The following is a 22,308-nucleotide window of genomic DNA, read 5'->3' as shown; positions in this document are numbered from 1 at the left end:
GGTCCCGGCCTTCGCCGGGACGACGTACAGTTCACATCAGCCGCATGCCCTTCAGGCTGCTATGCCCGTTCTTGCCGACGATGATGTGGTCATGCACGGCGATCCCGAGCGGTTTTGCGATCTCGACGATCGCCTTGGTCATCTGGATGTCGGCCTGCGACGGGGTCGGGTCGCCGGAGGGATGGTTGTGCACCAGGATCAGCGCGGTCGCGGACAATTCCAGCGCGCGCTTGATCACCTCGCGTGGATAGACCGGGGTGTGATCGATGGTCCCGGTCTGCTGCACCTCGTCGGCGATCAGTTGGTTGCGCTTGTCGAGGAAGAGCAGGCGGAATTGCTCCTTGTCGGCGAACGCCATGCTGGAGCGGCAATAGCCGATGACGTCGTTCCACGACGACAGCGCGACGCTCCGCTTGATTTCGCCCTTGGCGATCCGGCTCGCGGCGGCCGCGAGCAGCTTGAGCTGGTTGATCGAGGCATCCTTGACGCCGTCGACCTCGCGCAGCCGCGCCACCGGCGCGTGCACCACTTCGGCGAAGGAGCCGAACTTCTTCAGCAGCGCCTTGGCCAGCGGCTTGGTGTCGCGGCGCGGGATGGCGGCGAACAGCGCCATCTCCAGGAGTTCATAATCGGTCAGCGCGTCGGGGCCCGCCGCGTAGAAGCGCTCGCGCAGCCGTTCGCGATGACCGTGGTAATGCGGCGTCTCGTCGGGCTCGTCGTTGCTGGCATCGGGCTTGGCGGGCATCGGCCACAACCTTGCCGTGCCAGCGGCGTTTTGCAAGTACCCGCGCGGCGCTAGGGCGCGCGCTTCAGGCCGGGGATCAGCGCCGCCAGCCGGTCCTTGATCAGATGGCCGCGCATCGGGCCGAGGCCCATGCCTGGCGGCGGCGGGCCGGGAGGAGGTCCCGGCGGCATGCCCGGCGGCGGCCCGCGGCGCGGCTGCATCGCGATCTCGGCACGCCTGTCGACGCCGAGCGTCAGCGTTGCCAGATAGCGGTCCTTCTCCTCCTTCACCGCGCAGAAGGCGCGGCGGTCCGGATCGGCGGTCTCGACGACGTGGTCGTTGGCATTGAGCGTGGTGCGCGGCCGCGGCCGGCCCGTGTAGTCGGGCGCATTGGCGTAGATGAATTCGTTCAGCGCGTCCGGCAGGAAAGTCTGGCCGGTCAGCACGTTTTTCTGATCGAGGAAGACCTTGAAATGGATATGCGTAGCGCGTCCGTCATACCAGCCGGGATAGATGGTGTTGAACGCGACCCATCCTGCCGCGTCGGTCATTTGCGTGCCGCGCAGGAAGCTCTTGCTCGATTCATCGATGTTGTGACCGTCGCCCTGGCCGGGAAATGCCGAATAGAGACCTTGCGCGTCACAATGCCAGATGTCGACCCGCGCGCCCGCGATCGGCGTGCAGGCGCCGGCCTCGATCACGCGCAGCCGCAGCGTCAGCGGAATGCCGGGCTTGCCGTCGGCGATGCCGGACCGCACCAGCTTTGGATCGGCGTAGAACGGCCCTTCCTCCGCCTGCGGCGTCAGGATGCAGGCCTCCGCGATGTCGTCGGCCCGGCTGTCGGTTGCGGCCTCGGCTTGTCGCGCCGGCAACAGGCCGGCAGCGCTTGCCGAGATCAGGCCGAGAAAGCCGCGGCGCGTGGACTTGTCCAATGATCGCTCCTGTCGATTGCGCGGGAAGCTTCCCATTTCCCACTCAGCGTGGCGACATCAGGACGATTTGGTTTCTCGATGTGGGTGTGCCTGCGACGGTTTGCCACGATGCGGCAGGCGAATTACCGTTGGCTGCAATTGTTGGGAATCGAAGAGAGCGTTTTCGAGCGAAGTGGATACCGGTTCGTGTCAAGAAAACGCGTCAGAACAAGAATCTATGGAGGGCTGCTTGACGTCATTCAAGGTGATCCGGGCCCGCGCCGAGAAGCGCAAGGGCGGGCCAAAGGCGCTGGAGAAGCTGCTGCATCCGCCGGCGGGCGCCAAGACGCTGGCCAAGCTCGGCGACGACCGGGTGTTGGCCGAGATGACCAAACGCGTGTTCTGCGCAGGCTTCGCCTGGAGCGTGATCGACGCCAAATGGCCGGGCTTCGAGGAGGCTTTCCTCGGCTTCCAGCCCGCCAAGCTTGCTTTCAAGCCCGACGAATACTGGGAGAAGCTCGTCAGCGATGCCAGGATCGTGCGCAACGGCGCCAAGATCATGTCGGTGCGCGACAATGGCCGCTTCGTGCAGGAGGTCGCGCGCGAGCACGGCAGCTTCGGCAAATTCCTCGCGGCATGGCCGTCGTCCAACGAGATCGGGCTGCTGGAGCTATTGGCCAAGCGCGGCAGCCGGCTCGGCGGCAATACCGGTCAGATGCTGCTGCGCTTCCTCGGCTGGGACGGCTTCGTCACCTCGCGTGACGTCACAGCCTGCCTGCGCGATGCCGGTCTCGATATCGCGGAGGAGGTCAAGTCGAAGCGCGATCTCGCCAAGGTGCAGGCGCAGTTCAACGCCTGGGCCGAGGAAACCGGGCTGCCTTACCTGCATCTGTCGCGGATCTGTGCGATGTCGATCGGCGACAACCACACGCCCGAGGAGATCGAGAACCGCACGCGAAGCGATTATTGAACCCGTCGCTGATTACACCTGAACCCACGGCTTCTCGCCGTGGCGCTCGGACAGCGTGAAGATCTCGACGCCGTCGGTGGTGACGCCGACCGAGTGCTCGAACTGCGCCGACAGCGAGCGGTCGCGGGTCACCGCGGTCCAGCCGTCGGACAGGATCTTCACATGCGGCTTGCCGAGATTGATCATCGGCTCGATGGTGAAGAACATGCCGGGCTTCAGCGGCGCACCCTCGCCGGGGCGGCCGATATGGATGATGTTCGGCTCGTCGTGGAACAGGCGGCCGAGGCCGTGGCCGCAGAAGTCGCGCACCACGCTCATGCCCTGCGGTTCGACGAAGCTTTGGATGGCATGGCCGATATCGCCCGTGGTGGCGCCGGGCTTCACCGCGGCGATGCCGCGCATCATCGCTTCATAGGTCACCTCGATCAGCCGCTCCGCCTTTCGCGCGATGGCGCCGATCGCATACATCCGGCTGGAATCGCCGTACCAGCCGTCGACGATGAAGGTGACGTCGACATTGACGATGTCGCCTTCCTTCAACGGACGGTCGCCGGGCATGCCGTGGCAGACCACATGATTGATCGAGGTGCAGGTCGAGTAGCGGTAGCCGCGATACATCAGCGTCGCCGGATAGGCGCCGTGGTCGAAGGCAAACTTGCGGACGAACTCGTCGATCTCGGAGGTCGGAACGCCCGGCTTGACGATGTCGGTGAGCGCATCGAGGCATTTCGACACCAGCGCACCCGCCTTGCGCATGCCGGCAAAGCCGCTCGGCCCGTGCAGCTTGATCTGTCCGGTCTTGCGAAGCGAGGTGTCGGTGGCGTCGATATAGCTCATGGGCGGGGATGTTTCTGCGGGCAAGGGGCTGATTTCAGGCTCTAATTTAATGATCGGGGCGGCCGGTGCAAGCCAAGGTTGGGCATGGGGTCAATGCCGAAACGGCCCGATTTGCCAGCTTGAACCGGAACGGCGGCCGCCGATTGGCCGAAATGTGCACGCTGGAGGGCTAACTGGAGACCTCGACCACGCTCTCCACCGGCAGCGCGCCGCCGCGGATCCGCAGTTCCCGCACCGGATAGGGCACCTTGATGCCGTCCTGCTTGAAGGCATCCCACAGCGACAGCATGACGTCGCTCTTCACGCCGTCCATGCCGTCGGGGTCGGCGATCCAGAAGGTCAGGGAGAACTTCATCCCGGCCTCGGCGAATTCGGTCAGGATGCAGTTCGGCGTGCGGCCCTTGGTGGCGCGCGGATGGGCCGCTGCGGTTGCGATCCCGAGCTTGCAGACCTGCCGCGGATTGGCGTCGTAATTGGTGGAGAAGGCGATCTTCACCAGCGTGTTCTTGTCGGTGTAGGTCCAGTTGGTGACCTTCTGCGTCACCAGATCCTCGTTCGGGATCAGGAACTCGCGGCCGTCGCCGGCGGCGACCGAGATGTAGCGGGTCTTCATCGCGCTGATGCGGCCCGAATTGTCCCCGATCGTGACGAGGTCGCCGGGCTTCACCGATTTGTCGACCAGCAGGATCAGCCCGCTGACGAAATTGGCGACGATCTTCTGCAAGCCGAGACCGATGCCGACGCCGGCCGCACCGGTGAACACCGCAAGCGCGGAGAGGTTGATGCCGACCGCGCCGAGCGCGATCACGATCGCCAGCACCATCAGGCCGATGCGGATGATCTTGACCAGCAGCACCTGGATCGACGGCGTCAGGTCGGTGGCCTTGTTGATGCGGCTCTCGGCGAAATTGCCGGCAAGGTTGGTCAGCCACAGCGCCACGATCAGCAGCGCGCCGGCCTTGAGCAGCAAGAGCGGGGTCAGGCGGAGGCCGCCGACCACGACCGCGTAGGAGTCCAGCATGTCGGCCGCCCAATCGAGCTGGCCGATGATGCTGAGCGCCGCGACCACCCAGGCAGCGATCGACACGGTCTTGACGATGAAGGCGTTGTCGATCACCGAGGTGACGAGCCGGATCACCAGCCAGGCCAGCGCCAGCTTGGCGGAGACCGCGATCAGATAGCTGCGGCTCGGCCAGGTCATGTGCCACATCACGATGCGCGAGATCACCATCAGCACCGCGAACACCGCGGTGGAGGCGCTCGTCACCATGACGCGGGCGAAATGCCGGAGCGGCAACGGCCAGCGGCTCGCCAGCGTCGCCATGTTGACCCGGGCGTGGATCGCGGTGTCGGCCGCGTAAGCGATACCCGCGGCGGCGAGGATGATGCCGAATTGCAGGTAGAACCACGGCGAGGCGATCTCGGCGCCGACCGAGCGCGCCGCCATTTGGATGGCTTCCAGGACGTCCTTCCAGCTCATGTCCATCGGCAAAGTCTCAACTTGAAGCGCGGGTCAGGCAAATGTGATTCGAATGCACGGGGAGAATCCCACAACGGCGCGCACCCGACCATCGATACACCACAGTGTCGGGGCGACCTAGGGCAAGGCGGGCGGATTGCCGCTGACGGCAGAAATGGGTTGGCGTCCCAGTGTGGCGACGATAAGGATGCAATTGCAAGTATTTGAGACTTTTGTAGGCGCATGGCATCCCTCGACTCCGTCAGTATAGCGATCCTGCTCGGCGCGGTGCTGGTGATGGCTGGCATCCTGTCGAGCCTGCTGGCGCTGCGGTTCGGCGCCCCCTTGCTGCTGGTGTTCTTGCTGGTTGGCATGCTGGCCGGCGACGCCGGGCCGGGCCATCTCCAGTTCGACGACGTCCGCACCACCTATCTGGTCGGCTCGGTGGCGCTGGCGCTGATCCTGTTCGACGGCGGCTTGAAGACGCGCTTTGCCAGCATCCGCACGGTGCTGGCGCCCTCGATGATGCTGGCGACCGCCGGCGTGCTGCTGACCGCGCTGATCACGGCGCCGGTCGCCCGCTATGTGCTCGACCTCAACTGGACCGAGTCGCTGCTGGTCGGCGCCGTCGTGGCCTCGACCGACGCGGCGGCGGTGTTCCTGCTGGTGCATACCCAGGGCCTGCGGCTGCGTCCCCGCGTCGGCGCCACGCTGGAGGCGGAATCCGGCACCAACGATCCGTTCGCGATCTTCCTCACCTTGATGCTGGTCGAATTCATCTCGGTCGGCCAGAGCTCGGCGTCGCACATCGCGATGGAATTCATCCAGGAGGCCGTGTTCGGTGCCATCATCGGGGTGATCGGTGGCCGGCTGGTGGTGATCGCGCTGAACTATGTGGCGCTGCCGCAGGGTCTGCATGCGCCGTTCGTCACCACGGCGGCGCTGGTGATCTTCGGCGGCTCGCAGATCGTGCACGCCTCAGGATTCCTCGCGGTCTACCTCGCCGGTATCATCATCGGCAACCGGCCGACCCGCGCGCATAATTCGGTGGTGACGTTCCTCGACGCCGCGACCTGGCTGGCCCAGATCGTGATGTTCGTGCTGCTCGGGCTGCTGGTGTCGCCGCATCGCCTGCTCTCCAGCGCCGGCGGCGCCGTGCTGGTGGCGTTCGCGCTGATGCTGGTGGCGCGGCCGCTCGCGGTCCTGATCTGCCTCGCGCCGTTCAAGTTCAACTGGCGGGAGAAGGTCTTCATCGCCTGGACCGGCCTGCGCGGCGCGGTCGCGATCTTCCTCGCCTCGATCCCGATGCTGGTCGGCCTGTCGAAGGCCTATCTGTATTTCGACGTCGCCTTCGTCGTCGTCATCATCTCGCTATTGTTGCAGGGCTGGACATTGGCGCCGGCGGCGCGCCGCCTGCACGTCGCGCTGCCGCGCGCCGAGCGTGGGCCGCGGCGCGTCGAACTGGATCTGCCCGGCCAGCTCGAGCAGCAGCTGGTCGGCTATCCGGTGCGGCCGAAGAGCCTGTATTTCCGCCGCGGGCTGATCCCGTCCTGGTCGAAGCCGACGCTGATCATCCGCGACGAACGCATCCTGACGCCTGTCGAGGCCGATCCGGTCGCGCCTGGCGACTACATCTATCTTTTGGCGCCGCCGGAGCGCGCCGAGGCGCTCGACCGCTTCTTCGTCGACATGGCGCCGTCGAGCGCGCCCGATCCGCATCTGCTCGGCGACTTCATGGTGTCAGGCGAGCATACGCTCGGCGAGCTCGCCGAGATCTACGGCGTCAAGGTCGATGAGCACCAGGCCAAGCTGACGCTGGCGGACTATTTCGACATCAACCTCGACCGCGCGCCGAAGGAAGGCGCGGAGTTGTGGCTCGACTCGATCGTGCTGGTGGCGCGCAGCATCAGCGGCGGCCGCGTCAGTGTCGTCGGCCTGCGCTTGCCGGAAGAGGAGGAAGTGGTCGTGCCGCAGACCCGGATGCAGACCGTGCGGCGCAAGCTCGCCGACATCTGGGCATCGGTGGCCGGGGTCTGAGCGTCACTGCTTGCGCAGGAAGTTCGAATCGGGCGCGAACTTCTTGACCATCTCGGACAGGCCGTCGTCAATCGGCGAGCCGGGCGGGTCCTCGGACGCTGCGCCCTGCTTGGGCTCGATCTTGGGCTCGTCGCCGATCTTCTGGCCGGAAATCTCGGCCAGCGCCGCGAGCAGCGATTCATCGAGATCATCGGCCGGCGGCTGCTTGGCGGGAGCTGGCTTTGCCGGAGGTGCCTTGGCAAGCGGCGGAGGAGGCGGAAGCTTGGGAGCGTCGGCTGCGGTGGCGCGGGGCTCGGGCTTCGCGGGCGGTGGCGATGCCGTCGGCTTGAAGGTGTCGGTCCGGCGGGCGGCGGCCTCGCTGACCGCGGCGATCAACGATGCCTCGAGGTCGCCGGGCGGATCGGCCGGCTTGGGCTGTAATTCGGAATCTCTCGGGGGCCGTCCGACGGCTGGTTCCTGCTGGCCCGATGGACGGCTGTCGGTGGCCTTGCGAGGCTTGAAGAGACCCGCGCGCTCAGCGGCAATCCTGGCCGAAGCTTCTTCGACCGCACCGAGCAGGGATGTCTCCAACGCGCCGGCGGGATTACCCGGCGAAGTCGCTGGCTCGGCGGCACGGGCGGCGACCGGTTTGGGCTCCGGCAGGGGCGGCAGCGGCGGAGGCTGCGATCCCGCGACTGGCGCGGGAGGCGGGGCCGGCTGACCGTTTCGGGCGCGCGTGATGATGCCGTCGACGATGGCTCCCAGGCGCTTCTTGTCGGGGGCAGCCAGATAGCTCGCGGCCAGCTCATCGACATATTGCGGGCCGTAGTCGGCGAGCACCTTGGCGAGCCGGGCGATGTCGGGGTCGCTGTCGACCAGCCGGCGCCACGCCTGCTGATCGTAGGCCGCGCCGCCGGACCGGTCGGGCCACGCCACACGGCGCGGCTGGCGTTGCGGGGAGCCCTCCTGGCCGGCGATCGGGTCGAGGGTGGGCGGTTGCAGCCCGGCGCTGAGCCGCGGCGGCACAAATCCCGCGGCGCCGGCCGGCACCAGATCGCCAGCCGGGCGCCGGCGGCGTTCGGCGACTTGCAGCGAGATCAGGCCGACACCCATCAACAGGAAGCCGAGCGCGGCCCACGCAATCGTGGCGCACAGCAGCCCGCCGATCAGCAGCAATACCCAGCCAGTCAGTCGCACGATTTGCCTTTCCCATGCCCCGATCGGATGTCCCGGCGCGGGCCTAGCAGACAAGATTGGCTATCTTATGCCGAGTTTCGGGAAAACGCCCAGCTACGCGCCCGACGTCAACACCTTGACACCGCCGAACGCGGTCACCTGGCCGCGGCGCAGCATCACGATCTGGGTGGCGAGCTGGCGCAGCTCGGCGGCGTCGTGGCTGACATAGACCATCGGGACGCCGGCCTCGTCGCGCAGCCGGACCAGGTAGGGCAGGATCTCGAGCTTGCGGCTTTCGTCGAGCGCGCCCAGCGGCTCGTCCAGCAGCAACAGCCGCGGCTTGGACAGCAGCGCCCGGCCGAGCGCGACGCGCTGGCGCTCGCCGCCGGAGAGCTTTCCGGGGCGGCGGTCGAGCAGGGCGCCGATGTCGAGCAGATCGACCACGCGCTTGTGCTGCGCCGGATCCTCCGTGAGGCGGTTCATGCGACGGCCGTAGTCGAGGTTCTGCCTTATATCGAGGTGCGGAAACAGCCGCGCGTCCTGGAACACATAGCCGATGCGCCGCCGCCAGGTCGGGACGTGAATGCCGGCCGACGTATCGTCGACGGTCTCGCCGTCGATCACGATGCTGCCGCGGTCGGGACGAACCAGGCCGGCGATGGTGTTGATCAGCGAGGTCTTGCCGGAGCCGGACGCGCCGAACAGGCCGGTGACGCGGCCCTCGCTGGTGAACGCCGCCGCCAGCGTGAACTCGCCGAGCTGCTTGGTAATGTCGACGCGCAGCATTGCTAAAGCGCTATGAGATTGAATTGAATCGTCATCGCGATTTAGCTCCTTGTTTGAGCATGACCTTGTCGGAAAACCGCTTCGCACTTTTCCGGGTCATGCTCTATTGCCCGTGCAGGCGCGCGGTGGCGCGGCGCGCAAACACTTCGGCGGCGATCAGTGCGCCGACCGCCAGCACGACCGAGACGATCACGAGCCGCGCGGCGGCGGTGTCGCCGTCGGGGGTCTGGATCAGCGAATAGATCGCCGACGAGATCGTCTGGGTCTCGCCGGGAATGTTGGAGACGAAGGTGATGGTGGCGCCGAACTCGCCGATCGCCTTGGCGAACCCGAGCACCATGCCGGCGAGCACGCCGGGCAGCGCCAGCGGCAGCGTCACGGTGGCGAACACCCGCCAGGGTGTCGCGCCGAGCGTCTCGGCCGCCTGTTCGAGCCGGCGATCGACGGCTTCAATTGACAGGCGGATCGGCCGCACCAGCAGCGGAAACGACATCACGCCGCAGGCGAGCGCCGCACCGGTCCAACGGAAGGCGAACACGATGCCGAGATGCTCGGCAAGCCAGCCGCCGACCAGACCGCGTTTGCCGAAGGTCAGGAGCAGCAGGTAGCCGGTGACGACGGGCGGCAGCACCAGCGGCAGATGCACGGCGGCATCGAGCAGCGACTTGCCCCAGAAATCGCGCCGCGCCAGCAGCCAGGCGAGCGCGATCCCGAACGGGGTCGCCACCAGCGTTGCGATGACGGCGACCCGCAGCGACAGCAGGATCGCCGTCCATTCGGTCGGCGAGATATCGAACACGCGACTAGGTCGTCGGGCTGATCAGGAACTTGAAGCCGTATTTCTCGAGGATCGTCTTCGCTGCCGAGGAGCGCAGGAAGGCGAGATACTCTGATGTCTCCGGCTTCGCGGTCGTGGTCGCCGCGACCGGATAGATGATCGCCGGATGGGTGTCGGCCGGGAAGGTGCCGACGATCTTGACGCCGGGCTCGACCTTGGCGTCGGTCGAGTAGACGATGCCGAGCACGGCCTCGCCGCGCGCCACCAGCGTCAGCGCCGCGCGCACGCTCTCGGCCATCGCGAATTTCGGCTCCGCGGCCTGCCAGGCACCGAGCTTCTCCAGTGCGGCCTTGGCGTATTTTCCGACCGGTACCGCCTTGACGTCGCCGGTCGCGATCTTGCCGTCACCGGCGAGCTTGGCGAGATCGAAGCCCGGCGCGATATTGACGTTGTCGATCTTGGAATCCTTCGGGGCGATCAGCACGATCGAGTTGCCGAGCAGGTTGACCCGCGTCGATTCATTGATGTTCTTCTGCTTGATCGCGTAGTCCATCCAGTCGGTGTCGGCGGAGACGAACACGTCGGCCGGCGCGCCCTGCTCGATCTGCTTCGCCAGCGCTGAGCTCGCGGCATAGCTGGCGCTGATCTTGACGCCGGTCTTGGCGGTATAGGCGGCGTCGACCTCGTCGAGCGCGTTCTTCATCGAGGCGGCGGCGAAGACGGTGAGTGTCTTGTCTTCGGCCCGCGCGGGCGAATGGATCGCGCCGAGGACGAGGACGAAGGCGGTGAAAAGTCCGGCAAATCGTGACATGGAAAGCGCTCCGTGCGAGCTCGCGCGCGAACGGGCACGCGCAGATCAGGCGTTGGGTGGGTTCTGGGCGCGACGGACGGAAGCGCTGTTCCGCTGCTTCCCGAAGGACTTACGGTCGTCCGGGATATCGCACTGCAAACATAGCAGGCTGAGGCTTACGGTAAAGGCGACCCTTTGTCTAACGGGGTGCCTATTGATCCGCCGGCTGGATCGCGATCGAGAGCGAGTTCTCCTTCGCGCCGCTGACCTGCAATACGAAGGGGCTCGCGGCGAGATCGTACTTCATGGTCTTGCGGATACCGTCGCAATCGGTCGCGCCGCTGAAGGCTTTCGGCTTCAGGAAATGCCCGTCCTGCACCAGGTCGACCCAGGCGCCGGCCGACAGGCTGACGGTATAGAGCCCGGCCTTCGGCGCGGCCTTGAAGCTGGTGAAGCCGGCGAAGGTGCCGTCCTTCGGCGCGCGCTCCGGCGGCGAGGGCAATTTGGCGTCGGCGGGGGCCACCAGCGCCAGGGTGATGGCGGTCGAGGGCAATGCGGCCTGCTCGCTGCCCGAGGCAAGCCTGGCGCGATCGGGCGCGGTGAGCGCGGTGCGGGCGCGGTCGATCGACCATTTGAACTTGTCGCAGCCGCTCGGCTCCTCTGCCGCAAAGGCGGGAACGGAAACGAGCAGCAGCGATGCGGCGAGGAGCGATGTGCGCATGTCTGGTCCAATGCAATTGTGACGGATGAAACAGATCAGCGGCCCCGATCCATCGCGCGGCCGCACTTACGGCGCGGCCACGCGCGATCATAACGTAGTTGGAGCCGGCCGGCATAGCCGCCTGACAAAGATGTTATTGCTTGACGTCGGGTGCGTTCAGCACCGTCCTGCAATCCGCCGGCATTTGCGCCAGCGTCATCGGTGGGTGCGGCTTCGGTGGCTTCGGCGGCGGCTTCGGATGCAGCACCGAATCCTTGAACCAGAAGGCGAGATCGGAGGGCTTGCAGCCTTCGCCTTCGGTTTGCGGTTTCTGACTTTCGCATTCGGGACTGCCGGACGGGCACCGGATGCGGATGTGGAAGTGGTAGTCGTGGCCCCACCACGGCCGGATCTTCGACAGCCAACTGCGATCGCCCTTGGCCTCGCGGCACAGCGCCTTCTTGATCGCCGGATTGACGAAGATGCGTTGCACCGCCGGCTCGCGCGCCGCGTCGCGGAGGACGAGCAGATGGCCCGGCGTGAACACGCGCGGGTCGACGTCGAGCCGGTCGTCGCGGACCATCATCACCGCCGACATCTCTTCGCGATCCTCGCGCGACAATTGGCGATTGGGCATCGGCGTCAGCCAGATGTCGGCGTCGAGCCCGATCTGGTGGCTGGCGTGACCGGAGAGCGCGGGACCGCCGCGCGGCTGGCCGATGTCGCCGACCAGGATGCCCGGCCAGCCGGCGTCCTTGTGCGCGTTGGCGGCCAGCCGCTTCAACAGCGCGATCATGTCGGGATGGCCCCAGTAGCGATTGCGCGACAGGCGCATCACCTGCCAGGTGTCGCCGTTGAGCGGCATCTGCGCGGCGCCGGCGAGACAGCCTTTGGTATAGCCGCCGATCGACTGGGTCGGCATCGCCGCCGGCAGCACTTTGCGTGCGAACAACTGCTTGGCCCCGATCGTCGGATCGTTGGGGTTGGCGAGCGGCGGCAATGGCTGCGGATTGAGCGAGCCCTTGTCCTGCGCCCGCGCGGAGATGGTGCAGGCGACGAGGGCTGAGATCAGAAGCGGGATCAGACGCAGGCGGGGTGTCATTCGGATCACTCTGTCTGCGCAAGGCTAACATGGATTCGGGCCAGACGAACCGCGCTTTCATCCCATTTGCTTGATCGCCCACAGGGCGGCTCAAGCTTGCCGGACGGGCACCGTGCATGAATGCGTATCGGTGGCTTGTCGGGCCGATCCGTTGTAACTCCTCCGGACTTCGCGAGTGCCATGGTGGGAGAATGCAATGTCGATTGGTGCAGGTTCGATTCGAGTGCGACAGGCAACGCGATCCGACCACGACTTTCTCGTCGCGCTGTCTCCGCGTCTTTCAGGCGTCCCTGGTCCCGCGTGGCATGACTTGGGAGCGATGGAACAGTTTCAGGACCGCTACATGGCCGCCACCGTGAACCAGGCCGTCGAAAACTCGCGGACACTGATCGCCGTGTCGGACGATGATGTGCGGTTGGGTTACATCCATATGCAGCCCGGAAAGGATGGGGTGACGGACGAAGCGTGTGGCTATGTCGCGATCCTTGCCCTGACGAAGCAGGCAGAAGGGCAGGGCATCGCCGGATTGCTGATGAGCCATGCCGAGGATTGGGCGCGCGACATGAAGTACCGGTTTCTCAGTCTCGATGTGTTCGCCGACAACAGGCGCGCGATTGATTTTTATGAGCGCGGTGGCTTTCGTTCGGAGACCATCCGCATGGTCAAGCCGCTATAGCCCGCAACCGGACGTCACGCCTTGTTTGGCGACTGCCGGCTTAACCCGGCGATAACCCTGTCACAGACTGACAAACATTCGAGCGCTTGAAGCGCTTTCGGTGCATTCATTGTGCAGCGGCGCGTGGATTTACGCTTCCTTCACCACGCAGCGGCGCTGCCACGCCGCAAATCCGCGCATTGCGTCACTCGCATACCGGCAACAATTCGCGCCCGGCGCGAAGCCGCCTGCTAAGCGGGCATGCCGCAGCTTCTCAACGTGTGCAGCTATTCGCCAAGAGATACCAATTTTTCAGAGACTTATCGCAGAAATATCGCCGAGCTGGAATACGCGTGGGGCGTGCGATACCGATGATGCGGCCAAAGAAAATCAAGAAACCGAAGCAGTCCAAACTGCCCCGTTCCCGGGGCCGCCGGCCCACGCCGATCCCGAGAGTGTCAGGCGGTTCGCGTCGGCCCGCGGCTGAGATCGGCGAGTTGGTTCGCCAACGCGCGCATGCCGAGGCCGCGATCGCCGAGGCACGCAAGTCCAACGCGCGATTGCGCGAAGCGATCGATATCCTGCCGCAGGGCATCGTGTTCCTGGACCCCGAAGGCCGCTACACGTTGTGGAACAAGAAATACTCGGAAATCTACAAGCGCAGCTCCGACCTGTTCGAGCACGGCGCGCGCCTGGAGGACACCATCCGCATCGGCGTCGCGCGGGGCGATTATCCCGAGGCCGCCGGGCGTGAGGAAGAGTGGATCGCCGAGCGGCTCAAGAAGATGTACCAGCCGGGGGAGCGCCACGAGCAAACGCTGGCCGACGGCCGCGTGGTGCTGATCGAGGAGCGGCTGACCTCGGACGGCGGCATTGTCGGCCTGCGTGTCGACATCACCGAATTGAAGCAGCGCGAGGCCTCGTTCCGCCTGCTGTTCGACGGCAATCCGGTGCCGATGATCCTGTGCGCGCTCGACGGCGAACGAATCCTGGCGGTCAACGATGCCGCGATCGCGCATTATGGCTACGTGCGTGCCGAATTCGAGAAGATGACGATCAGGAGCTTGCAGGCGTTCGATCCCGAATTGCCCTGGGCGCCGGGTCGCAGCAGCGACGAGCAGGCGGCGCGAACCTGGAAGCACGTGCGCGCCGACGGCACGCTGATCGACCTTGCGATCTATTCGCGCCAGCTGATGCATGGCGATCAGCCGGCGATGCTGCTCGCGCTGATGGACATCACCGAGCGCAAGCGCGCCGAGGCGCGGCTGGCCTTCATGGCCCAGCACGACGGCCTGACCGGCCTGCCGAACCGCAATCTGCTGCGCCAGCAGATGGACGAGATGTTGCAGCACACCCGCCGCTCGACCGACAAGGTCGCGGTGCTGATGCTCGGGCTCGACAATTTCAAGGCGGTCAACGAGACGCTCGGCCACGGCATCGGCGACAAGCTGTTGCGCGGGGTCGCCAAACGCCTGCGCTCGACGCTGCGCGAGGAAGACGCGCTGGCGCGCCTCAACTCCGATGAGTTCACCATCGTGCAGGGCGGCGTGATGCGGCCCGAGGATGCGGTGCTGTTGGCGCGGCGGATCCTGGAGGCGATCGGCGAGCCCTATCTGCTCGAGGGGCATTCGGTGGTGATCGGCGCCAGCATCGGGATCGCGATGTCGCCCGGCGACGGCGAGGATTCCGAGAAGCTGCTGAAGAGCGCCGACATGGCATTGTCGCGCGCCAAGAGCGAGTTCCGCGGCACCTTCTCCTTCTTCGAAGCCGAGATGGATGCGCGCGCCCAGAGCCGCCGCAAGATCGAGATCGATCTGCGCGATGCGATCCAGAACGACGGCCTGCAACCCTACTACCAGCCGCTGGTCGACCTCACCAGCGGGCGCATCACCGGCCTCGAGGCGCTGGTGCGCTGGCCGCATCCGGAGCGCGGCATGATCTCGCCCGGCGAGTTCATCCCGGTCGCCGAGGAGACCGGCCTGATCAATTCGCTCGGCTCGTTGATGCTGCATCGTGCCTGCATGGATGCCGCGCAATGGCCTGACGACGTGCGCGTCGCCGTCAATCTGTCGCCGTTGCAGTTCCGTACCGGCAACCTGCTGGCGCTGGTCACCGACGCGCTGCGGCAATCCGGCCTGCCGGCGCGGCGGCTCGAACTCGAGATCACCGAAACGCTGCTGCTGGAAAAGAGCAGCCAAGTGCTGGCGACGCTGCACGCGCTGCGCGCGCTCGGGGTGCGGATGTCGATGGACGATTTCGGCACCGGCTATTCGAGCCTCAGCTATCTGCGCAGCTTCCCGTTCGACAAGATCAAGATCGACCAGTCCTTCGTGCGCGACCTTGGCGCCAACCCGGATGCGCAGGCGATCGTGCGCTCGATCGTCAGCCTCGGCATGGGATTGGGCGTCACCATCACCGCCGAGGGCGTCGAGACCGAAGCGGAACTGAGCTGCCTGCGCGCCGAGGGCTGCCACGAGGGTCAGGGCTTCCTGTTCAGCCGCGCCCGGCCGAACGCCGAAGTGATCAGCCTCTTGAAAGCGCAGCGCGTCGCCACGGCGCTGGTCGCGTAGCCGCCAGGGCTGCTCTCTCGTCATTGCGAGCGCAGCGAAGCAATCCATCTATCCTCCGCGCGGTCAGATGGATTGGTTCGTCGCTTCGCTCCTCGCAATGACGGCAAGGATTACGCCTTGCCGACCGCCGCCTTCTTGTTCAAATGATAGGTCAGCGCCAGCGCCACGCAGTGGCGCAGCTCTACCTCCGGCAGCTTGCCGGCGACATCGAGCAGGATCGCGCGATTGCCGCTAAAGCTGAGCTCGGGATAGAGCTCGCGAAAGGTCTCGACCAGGTTGGTCTGGCAGTGAAAATAGACCGCGACCTGGTCGGCGGCCGGCTTCACCTGGTCGATCCGGATCGTGCTGCCGCTGCCGGTCTCCGCCGTCAGGTAGCTCGGCTGGCCCCATTTCAGCGTCTCTTCCAGCGCGCCGACGCCCTTGGTCGTCTTCGCGGCCTCGAAGATCAGCCGCCGCAGCGCCAGCAGCTTGGCCTTGACGGGGGCAGGGTAGCCGTCGAACAGCGAGTCCGCGGCCTTCGCTTGCGGGGGACGTGCAGCCTTCGTGGTCGACGTTGCCGGCTTGCGCATGGAGAACTCCGAGAGGAGGACATACCGTGTTTATCTACCACAGCGCCTTGAACGTCATATAGAGCGCCATCAGCGACACGAAGAAGATCATCGCGATGCGGAGCGTCGCGCGATCGACGCGGTTGGCGGCGCGGGCGCCGAGATCGGTGCCTCCGAGCAGGCCGACGACGACTCCCGCCAGCACCGGCCATGACGCGAGCGCGCCCTCGCTCCAGTAAATCCAGGCCGACGGGAGCGTGGTCGGGATCAGCGACATCACGAGGCTCGCCATCTGCGCCTGGTGTTGCGGCACGCCGAGCACGGCGCTCAGGCCCACCACGGTTGCCAGCCCGCCGCCAATGCCCAGGAAGCCCGACGACAGGCCGGCCAGCAGGCCGACAGAGAGCAGGGCCGGCCAGGGTATGTCGCGCGCCGTGCGATCGTCGTCGGGATCTGCCTTGTCGCGCCCACCGCGCAGGATCAGCATCGCGTCGAGTGCGACGAGATAGGCCACATAGGTCCAGCGCAGCGCAGGCTCGCCGACATGGTTCGCGGCGAGTGCGCCGGCGGCGCCCCCGGCGACGAAGCCAATGGTCAGAAGAATGATCCAGCGCAGCGGCGTGCGGTTGCCGCTCCGCCAGTAACGCCTGATCCCGGTGAGGCTGGTCGGAGGCACCTGCGCGACCAGCGAAATGCCCTGCGCGACGTGCTGCCCGGCGCCAAGCAACAGCACCGAGAACACCACCAGCCCGCCGCCAGGACTGACGCCAAGCAGCCCGGCGGTCAGGCCGCCTGCCAAACCGGTGATCAGGCCGGCAAGGAGATCGTGGATGGCCATCGGGGTTCCGTCAGCGTTTCGCGGCGAGGCCGGCGAGAAAGGTCTCGAAGACCTGCATGGCCTCGGATGTGGAGATGGATTCGCCCCACAGCCGTTGCAGCACGATGCCCTGGAACATGGCGACGATCGCTCGCGCTGCGCCGCGCGGCTGAACGGTGCGGTCGATCACGCCGCGTTTCTGCCCCCGGCGCAGCATCTCGGCGATCAAGGCGATCGGCTGCCGTATTCCGCTCGCCACCTGTTCGCGGATCACGTCGTCGCGGAGTGCCTCCGCCCAGAGCTGCAAGCCGACGCGGCGGGCCTGCAAGCCCGCCTCCTTTTGCAAGTCGCCGAGGAAGGCACGCGCGACCGCCCGCAAGCCCTGCAACGGATCATCGGTGTCGCCTCCGGCAGCGAACAGCGTGCTGTCGCGACCGTGACGGCTGTCGCTGATCGCCTGGATCAATTCGTCCTTGCTGGCGAAGTGTCCGTAGATGCAGCCCGCGCTGAGGCCCGACTCCTTGATCACGTCCTGGATCGTGGTCTGGTGAAATCCCTGCCGCGCAAAGCAGTTCTCGGCGGCGCGCAGGATCTCCTCGCGGCGCAGCGCCAGGGTTTCGGGTTTCACCTTCGGCATGATCGGTTCCTTCGGAGTCCCGGCGCAGCCTGAGCGGCGGGACGGCTTGACGTTCGCAGGCCTCCATTATAAAGAACGAATATTCGTTTTGTAAAGAGAGGAGCACGCGTCATGATCGGCTTTGTGAAGCTCTTGTCCCAACCCGGCGCCGGAGAGGCGGCGCAGGTCGCGCTGCCATCCGCCGGCGCGCGCATCACGTTTCTGCTCGCCGGCTTCGCGCTGGTTCTGCTGTTCGAGGCGGCGTTTCCGCTGTTCGACTACGCCCGTAGCGAACGGCTGCGTAACATCGGGCGCAACGCCGCCATCACCGTGATCTTCGTTGGCGTCAACCTGTTGCTCAGTCCGCTCTCGCCATTGGCCACGCATTGGACCGCGGACGCGGGATTCGGCCTGTCTTACTGGCTTGGCCTGTCAGCCCCGGCCCAACTCCTGCTCGGCCTCATCGGACTCGACCTCTTCACCTATTTCGCCCACATCTCGATGCACAAGCTCGGCTGGATGTGGCGCTTCCACCGCGTGCACCATGCCGACCGCTTGGTCGATGTCACCACCGCGTTCCGCGAGCATCCGGGTGAGACGCTATGGCGGATCAGTTGGCACATCGCCGGCGTCGTGGTGTTCGGAACGCCGGCCTGGGTGCTGGTCACCTATCTGACGCTGTCGGCGCTGAATGGCCAGCTCGAGCATGCCAATATCAGGCTGCCCGAGCGCCTCGATCGCCGGCTGCGGCTGCTGTTCGTGACGCCGAACATGCACAAGATGCATCATTCCCGTCACCAGCCAGAGACCGACAGCAACTATTCGAACCTGCTCTCGATCTGGGACCGGCTTGGCGGCACCTACAATCATGGCCCGCGCTTTGCCGAACTGCGCTACGGGCTCGACGGCTTCGATGGCTCCGAGCAGCAATCGTTGCGCGGTCTGCTGAAGATGCCTTTCATGAGCGACTGGGGAGGATCGGCGCCGGATGGCAAGTCCGAACAATCCGCACCGCCGCCCCTCCTGCCGTGGCCGTGACGTGACCCGCAGCGCCGCCGCTCAGGCGGCGTTGCGCAGGCCGGCGAGGAAGGTGTCGACGCTGTGCGACAGCGCGGAGGCGTGATCGCCGAGTTGGCCTGACGTGTCCAGCACATTGCCGGTGAGCGCGCGGGATTGGCCGGCGGCCTCGCTCGCGCCGGCGATATTGGCGGAGACTTCGCCGGTCCCGGACGACGCCTGTTGCACGCTGCGGGCGATCTCGCGCGTCGCCGAGTCCTGCTGTTCGACGGCGGCCGCGATCGCGGTGGCGATGCCCGAGATCTCGCGGATGGTGGTGCTGATGTCGCCGATCGCGCTGACGCAATTGCCGGTGGCGGACTGGATCGCGCCGACTTGGCCGGCGATCTCGTCGGTCGCCTTCGCGGTCTGGCTCGCCAGTTCCTTGACCTCGGAGGCGACCACGGCGAAGCCGCGGCCAGCGTCGCCGGCGCGCGCCGCCTCGATGGTGGCGTTGAGCGCCAACAGATTGGTCTGGCTCGCGATCGCGCTGATCAGGCGCAGCACGTCGCCGATCTTCTCGGCTGACGCGGCGAGGCTCGTCACCATCTCGGTGGTTTCCGCTGCCTTGGCCACAGCGTTGTCGGCGACGCGGCTGGAATGGGTGACCTGGCGGCCGATCTCGGTGATCGAGGACGCCAGCTCCTCGGTCGCCGCCGCGACCGCATTGACGCTGGCCGAGGCTTCCTCCGACGCGGCGGCTGCCGCCGAGGTCCGCTCCGAGGTGCCGTTGACACTCGACGTGATCTCGCCTGCGACGCGCTGCATGTCGCTCGACGACCGCGCGACGGCGCCGACCATATCCTTGACGTCGGACTCGAAGCGGTCGGCCATCTGCCGTTGCAGCGTCCGCCGGTCGGTCTCCGCCTTCACCTTGTCGGCCTCCTGCGCCTCGCGCAGCGACGAGGTCTCGATCATGCTGCGGCGGAACACGTCGACCGCTTTCGCCATCGTGCCGAGCTCGTCGCGGCGCTCGCTGCCGGGAATCGTGACGCTGGTGTCGCCGCTGGAGAGGCGGTTCATCACGGCGGTGATCGCGATCAGCGGCCGTGACAGGCCGCGGCCGAGCAGGAATGCCAGCAATATGGCCGCGGCCAGGATCGCAACCACGCCGAGGACCAGGTTGCGCTGCGCGGTTGCGGCCGCGGCCGCATAGTCGCTGGTGTCCTTGATGATCTCGAGCACGGCGACCGGTTCGCCGGCATAGTTCTTGATCTGGCCGAGATAGAGCTCGACCTCGTGGCCGTCGAGAACGGCGTCGCGCAGCACGGCCGCGCCGTTCATCACGCTCTTGAGCTCGTCCTGGGTCGCCACCACGGTGTCGCCGAAGGTCGAGGACAGCCGCTTGAAGCGCTGGCCGTCGAAGGAATGCACCGCGAGGTCGATGCCGAAGCGCTTCTTGGCGCGGTCGACGAATTCCTTGCCGAAGGCGACGCCGATGTCGACATTGCCCAGCGTCTTGCCGTCGTGCATGACCGGGGTCATGCCGAAGATCGAAAGCGCTTCGCGGGCGGGCTCGACGCCGACGATCGGTTTGCCGGCCTTGATCGATTCCACCACGGTGATGCGCCGGGTGGAGGCGTCGTCGCCGAAGATTTTCGGGGTGTGGACCCGATAGAAGCTCGTCGCCGGGGCCTGCCAGAACGAAATCAGCGGGATGCCCTGCGCCTTGATCGCGGCCCAGGGCGCGGCGAGCAGCTTGCCGAGGCCGTCGCGATCGCCCTTGGCGATGGCATCCTCGACCGGCGGCAAGGCTGCGATCACGGCCGAGACCGCGAGCGCGGCGCGCCCCTCATATTCGATCGCCGCGATCACGCTGTCATATTGCAGCTTGAGCTGCTGATCGAGCGCGAGCCGCGTCAGCGCGCGTTGCTGGCTGATGGAGAAGCCACCGAGGATGGCGCAGGCGATTGCGACAGTCAGGGCAATCGCCAGGATCAGGCGGGCGGCAATCGATCGAAGCGTGAACATGGTACCGTCGGAATTCCAGGGATTTTCGAGTCCGCAAGCTCTCAGAAAAAGCTTAACGACCGGATGTTGTCGCCGACCGCTTCCTCACTCCCTGGCACTACTTTCGTATCACCACTAACGCGTCGTCGGCGGCGCTGTGAGATTGCCCGAGAGGATCGCCTTGCCGGCGTCCTCATACTGGGTGTCGCGGGCCTGGATCTGCTGCGCGATCGCATGCATGTCGCGGAACCGTCGCTCGAACGGATTCTTCGCGAACACCGCAGTCGCGCCCGACATGTGATAGGCGATGTCGACCACCGAGGCCGACTGGTGGATGGTCCAGGTCGAGGCGATGCGGATCGCGACCCGATGCGCTTCGCTGATCGCTTCACCGCGCGACAGATCGCGCCAGACGTCGTTGGCGGTCGCGTACAGATAGGCGCGCGCGGCGCGCAGGCTCGCCTCGGTGCGGCCGATCTGGCCCTGCACCGCATTGTTGTCGCGCATCGCCTTCAATCCTTGCGGGGTCTTGCCGCGCGCGAGTTCGGTCGCCGCATCGAGCATGGCGCGCGCAACGCCGAGCGAGGTCGCGGCGAAGCCCATGCTGAACACCATGTTGGTGGTGAGCTTGTAGAGCGGTCCCGTTTCGCGGCATGCTGTGGGATCGTCGCGCAACGCGGCGAATTTCTCCGGGATGAAGAGGTTGTCGACCGAATAGGAATCGGTGCCGGTGCCTCTCAGGCCGATCACGTCCCAGACGTCATACATCGTGGCTTGCGACATCGGGAACAGGATGGTGCGGATCTCCGGCGAACCGTCAGCCTTGTTGCGCGGTGAGCCGTCGGCTTCGACGACCCGGACGTGGGCGCCGAGCCAGCTCGCCTGCCGCGAGCCCGAGGCAAAATCCCAGCGCGCGCTGGCGCGGTAGCCGCCGGGCTCGGCGCGAACCTCGTGGCCGATCGCGCCCCAGGCCAGGATGCCGGGCGCAGTGTTGAAGATCTCGTCGGCGGCTTCAGGATCGAGATAGGCCGCGGTCATCGCGCAGACGCTGCATTGGCCGAGGCACCATGCGGTCGACGCGTCGGCCTTGGCGATCTCCTCCTGCATCTGCATGAATTCGTCGAGCGTCGCCTCGGCGCCGCCAAAACGCTTCGGCAGCAGCGCCCGGTACAATCCGTTCTCGACCAGGGCTGAGGTCACGGAAGGCGTCAGCCGCCGCGTTCGTTCGATGTCGTCGGCTTCGCTCATGATCAGCGGCGCCAGTGCGCGCGCCCGCTCGACAAGGTCAAACCCCTGCGGCTTGTTCATGCGTTTCCTCGGCCCCTTCGGTCGTTCTTGTTGGGCGCGTCAGGTGATGGTGACGCATCCGGCCGGGGAGGGCAAGGTAGCATGGTGTGTCCGCAGATCAGCTATCCGCTGTTGGTGCCGATGCGTGACGGATCGACGGACGCGCTTACGCGGCGGCGCGGCCGAGATCGAGCGAGGGCTGGCGCCTGGTCGGAAAGCTCAGCGCCACCGCGACCGCGGCGAGGCCGATCGCGAAGGAACCGGCGTGCAGCCACGTATAGCCGTGGAACGTGTCGTACACATAGCCGCCGGCCCACGGCCCGAGCGCCATGCCAAGGCTCGCGAACGCCGACACCGCACCGAACACCGTGCCCATGATGCGCGCGCCGAAGAACTCGCGCACCAGCACCGCGTACAGCGGCATCACGCCGCCATAGGCGAGGCCGAACACGACCGACAGTGCATAGAACTCGCCGAGCCGCGCCACCGCGAGATAGGTCGCGATCGACAGCGCCTGCACCAGGAGGCCGCCGACCAGCACCGGCTTGGCGCCAAGCCGG

21 protein-coding genes are annotated in these 22,308 nt (G+C 66.3%); 5 read left to right on the top strand and 16 right to left on the bottom strand.

Going from position 1 to position 22,308, the window contains the following annotated elements; translation table 11 throughout:
• Positions 1–31: 31 nt before the first annotated feature.
• Both radC and B2W55_RS06480 read right to left on the bottom strand, forming a co-directional pair.
• The gene (gene radC, locus B2W55_RS06485; protein WP_024578892.1) at positions 32–745 is read right to left on the bottom strand and encodes a RadC family protein; all 714 of its coding nucleotides are present in this window, start codon (positions 743–745) and stop codon (positions 32–34) included.
• 50 nt (positions 746–795) lie between these two features.
• Complete coding sequence (locus B2W55_RS06480; RefSeq protein ID WP_024578893.1) at positions 796–1,656, bottom strand: intradiol ring-cleavage dioxygenase; 861 nt, start codon at positions 1,654–1,656, stop codon at positions 796–798.
• A 229-nt stretch (positions 1,657–1,885) separates the two neighbouring features.
• Between B2W55_RS06480 and B2W55_RS06475 the strand changes: the two genes are divergently transcribed.
• Complete coding sequence (locus B2W55_RS06475; RefSeq protein ID WP_024578894.1) at positions 1,886–2,605, top strand: DNA-3-methyladenine glycosylase I; 720 nt, start codon at positions 1,886–1,888, stop codon at positions 2,603–2,605.
• Positions 2,606–2,617: 12 nt separating this feature from the next.
• Here the strand turns inward: B2W55_RS06475 and map are convergent, their stop codons facing one another.
• A complete protein-coding gene (map, locus tag B2W55_RS06470; RefSeq protein ID WP_024578895.1) occupies positions 2,618–3,442 on the bottom strand; it encodes a type I methionyl aminopeptidase in 825 nt (274 codons plus the stop codon).
• A gap of 169 nt (positions 3,443–3,611) precedes the next feature.
• The gene (locus tag B2W55_RS06465) at positions 3,612–4,928 is read right to left on the bottom strand and encodes a mechanosensitive ion channel family protein (protein WP_024578896.1); all 1,317 of its coding nucleotides are present in this window, start codon (positions 4,926–4,928) and stop codon (positions 3,612–3,614) included.
• A 216-nt stretch (positions 4,929–5,144) separates the two neighbouring features.
• On the opposite strand from B2W55_RS06465, the gene B2W55_RS06460 reads away from it, so the two are divergent.
• Entirely contained in the window at positions 5,145–6,938 is a 1,794-nt protein-coding gene (locus tag B2W55_RS06460) for a potassium/proton antiporter (RefSeq protein WP_024578897.1), read from the top strand.
• Positions 6,939–6,941: 3 nt separating this feature from the next.
• On the opposite strand, the gene B2W55_RS06455 is transcribed toward B2W55_RS06460, so the two are convergent.
• The 6 genes from B2W55_RS06455 to mepA all read right to left on the bottom strand — a co-directional run bounded on the left by B2W55_RS06455 (position 6,942) and on the right by mepA (position 12,249).
• Positions 6,942–8,093, bottom strand: a complete 1,152-nt coding sequence (locus B2W55_RS06455; RefSeq protein ID WP_024578898.1) for a hypothetical protein — start codon at positions 8,091–8,093, stop codon at positions 6,942–6,944.
• A 114-nt stretch (positions 8,094–8,207) separates the two neighbouring features.
• Positions 8,208–8,879, bottom strand: coding sequence for a molybdenum ABC transporter ATP-binding protein (gene modC, locus B2W55_RS06450; protein WP_024578899.1), 672 nt, complete (start codon positions 8,877–8,879; stop codon positions 8,208–8,210).
• A gap of 103 nt (positions 8,880–8,982) precedes the next feature.
• Positions 8,983–9,678: a molybdate ABC transporter permease subunit gene (gene modB, locus B2W55_RS06445; RefSeq protein WP_024578900.1), complete on the bottom strand. Its 696-nt coding sequence runs from the start codon at positions 9,676–9,678 to the stop codon at positions 8,983–8,985.
• A gap of 4 nt (positions 9,679–9,682) precedes the next feature.
• A complete protein-coding gene (gene modA, locus B2W55_RS06440) occupies positions 9,683–10,468 on the bottom strand; it encodes a molybdate ABC transporter substrate-binding protein (protein WP_024578901.1) in 786 nt (261 codons plus the stop codon).
• Positions 10,469–10,658: 190 nt separating this feature from the next.
• Complete coding sequence (locus B2W55_RS06435; RefSeq protein ID WP_024578902.1) at positions 10,659–11,168, bottom strand: hypothetical protein; 510 nt, start codon at positions 11,166–11,168, stop codon at positions 10,659–10,661.
• Between the two features lie 133 nt (positions 11,169–11,301).
• Positions 11,302–12,249 carry a penicillin-insensitive murein endopeptidase gene (mepA, locus tag B2W55_RS06430; RefSeq protein WP_024578903.1) on the bottom strand — a complete coding sequence of 316 codons (948 nt, stop codon included), beginning with the start codon at positions 12,247–12,249 and terminating at the stop codon, positions 11,302–11,304.
• A 196-nt stretch (positions 12,250–12,445) separates the two neighbouring features.
• Here mepA and B2W55_RS06425 point away from each other — a divergent pair, with 196 nt between their 5' ends.
• Both B2W55_RS06425 and B2W55_RS06420 read left to right on the top strand, forming a co-directional pair.
• Entirely contained in the window at positions 12,446–12,925 is a 480-nt protein-coding gene (locus tag B2W55_RS06425) for a GNAT family N-acetyltransferase (RefSeq protein WP_080890944.1), read from the top strand.
• A 353-nt stretch (positions 12,926–13,278) separates the two neighbouring features.
• On the top strand, positions 13,279–15,474 hold the full coding sequence (locus B2W55_RS06420; RefSeq protein WP_168200194.1) for a putative bifunctional diguanylate cyclase/phosphodiesterase: 2,196 nt from the start codon (positions 13,279–13,281) through the stop codon (positions 15,472–15,474).
• 110 nt (positions 15,475–15,584) lie between these two features.
• Here the strand turns inward: B2W55_RS06420 and B2W55_RS06415 are convergent, their stop codons facing one another.
• Genes B2W55_RS06415 through B2W55_RS06405 form a run of 3 tightly spaced genes read right to left on the bottom strand, consistent with a single transcriptional unit; the run spans position 15,585 to position 17,476 of the window.
• Entirely contained in the window at positions 15,585–16,043 is a 459-nt protein-coding gene (locus tag B2W55_RS06415; RefSeq protein WP_024578906.1) for a DUF1801 domain-containing protein, read from the bottom strand.
• A 34-nt stretch (positions 16,044–16,077) separates the two neighbouring features.
• A complete protein-coding gene (locus tag B2W55_RS06410) occupies positions 16,078–16,860 on the bottom strand; it encodes a sulfite exporter TauE/SafE family protein (protein ID WP_024578907.1) in 783 nt (260 codons plus the stop codon).
• A gap of 10 nt (positions 16,861–16,870) precedes the next feature.
• Positions 16,871–17,476 (bottom strand): TetR/AcrR family transcriptional regulator, encoded by a 606-nt coding sequence (locus B2W55_RS06405; RefSeq protein WP_024578908.1) that lies wholly within the window; start codon positions 17,474–17,476, stop codon positions 16,871–16,873.
• Between the two features lie 111 nt (positions 17,477–17,587).
• On the opposite strand from B2W55_RS06405, the gene B2W55_RS06400 reads away from it, so the two are divergent.
• On the top strand, positions 17,588–18,493 hold the full coding sequence (locus B2W55_RS06400; protein WP_024578909.1) for a sterol desaturase family protein: 906 nt from the start codon (positions 17,588–17,590) through the stop codon (positions 18,491–18,493).
• Positions 18,494–18,514: 21 nt separating this feature from the next.
• Here the strand turns inward: B2W55_RS06400 and B2W55_RS06395 are convergent, their stop codons facing one another.
• The 3 genes from B2W55_RS06395 to B2W55_RS06385 form a co-directional block, all read right to left on the bottom strand.
• Positions 18,515–20,482, bottom strand: a complete 1,968-nt coding sequence (locus B2W55_RS06395; protein ID WP_024578910.1) for a methyl-accepting chemotaxis protein — start codon at positions 20,480–20,482, stop codon at positions 18,515–18,517.
• Between the two features lie 114 nt (positions 20,483–20,596).
• Positions 20,597–21,769 carry an acyl-CoA dehydrogenase family protein gene (locus B2W55_RS06390; protein WP_024578911.1) on the bottom strand — a complete coding sequence of 391 codons (1,173 nt, stop codon included), beginning with the start codon at positions 21,767–21,769 and terminating at the stop codon, positions 20,597–20,599.
• Positions 21,770–21,914: 145 nt separating this feature from the next.
• On the bottom strand, positions 21,915–22,308 hold a 394-nt coding region (locus B2W55_RS06385; protein ID WP_291532194.1), incomplete at its 5' end, for an MFS transporter.

This window comes from Bradyrhizobium sp. UBA2491, assembly GCF_002341725.1.
Classification (GTDB): Bacteria; Pseudomonadota; Alphaproteobacteria; order Rhizobiales; family Xanthobacteraceae; genus Bradyrhizobium.
Note: the sequence above shows the minus strand (reverse complement) of the source record. Positions and strands in the feature narration are given on the sequence as shown.

Coding starts and splice junctions, on each gene's coding strand:
- B2W55_RS06435 (WP_024578902.1), bottom strand. CDS start 11,168: ATGCGCACATCGCTCCTCGCCGCATCGCTGCTGCTCGTTTCCGTTCCC.
- B2W55_RS06460 (WP_024578897.1), top strand. CDS start 5,145: ATGGCATCCCTCGACTCCGTCAGTATAGCGATCCTGCTCGGCGCGGTG.
- B2W55_RS06390 (WP_024578911.1), bottom strand. CDS start 21,769: ATGAACAAGCCGCAGGGGTTTGACCTTGTCGAGCGGGCGCGCGCACTG.
- B2W55_RS06465 (WP_024578896.1), bottom strand. CDS start 4,928: ATGGACATGAGCTGGAAGGACGTCCTGGAAGCCATCCAAATGGCGGCG.
- B2W55_RS06425 (WP_080890944.1), top strand. CDS start 12,446: ATGTCGATTGGTGCAGGTTCGATTCGAGTGCGACAGGCAACGCGATCC.
- modA (WP_024578901.1), bottom strand. CDS start 10,468: ATGTCACGATTTGCCGGACTTTTCACCGCCTTCGTCCTCGTCCTCGGC.
- mepA (WP_024578903.1), bottom strand. CDS start 12,249: ATGACACCCCGCCTGCGTCTGATCCCGCTTCTGATCTCAGCCCTCGTC.
- radC (WP_024578892.1), bottom strand. CDS start 745: ATGCCCGCCAAGCCCGATGCCAGCAACGACGAGCCCGACGAGACGCCG.
- modC (WP_024578899.1), bottom strand. CDS start 8,879: ATGCTGCGCGTCGACATTACCAAGCAGCTCGGCGAGTTCACGCTGGCG.
- B2W55_RS06395 (WP_024578910.1), bottom strand. CDS start 20,482: ATGTTCACGCTTCGATCGATTGCCGCCCGCCTGATCCTGGCGATTGCC.
- B2W55_RS06415 (WP_024578906.1), bottom strand. CDS start 16,043: ATGCGCAAGCCGGCAACGTCGACCACGAAGGCTGCACGTCCCCCGCAA.
- map (WP_024578895.1), bottom strand. CDS start 3,442: ATGAGCTATATCGACGCCACCGACACCTCGCTTCGCAAGACCGGACAG.
- B2W55_RS06400 (WP_024578909.1), top strand. CDS start 17,588: ATGATCGGCTTTGTGAAGCTCTTGTCCCAACCCGGCGCCGGAGAGGCG.
- B2W55_RS06410 (WP_024578907.1), bottom strand. CDS start 16,860: ATGGCCATCCACGATCTCCTTGCCGGCCTGATCACCGGTTTGGCAGGC.
- B2W55_RS06405 (WP_024578908.1), bottom strand. CDS start 17,476: ATGCCGAAGGTGAAACCCGAAACCCTGGCGCTGCGCCGCGAGGAGATC.
- B2W55_RS06420 (WP_168200194.1), top strand. CDS start 13,279: ATGCGGCCAAAGAAAATCAAGAAACCGAAGCAGTCCAAACTGCCCCGT.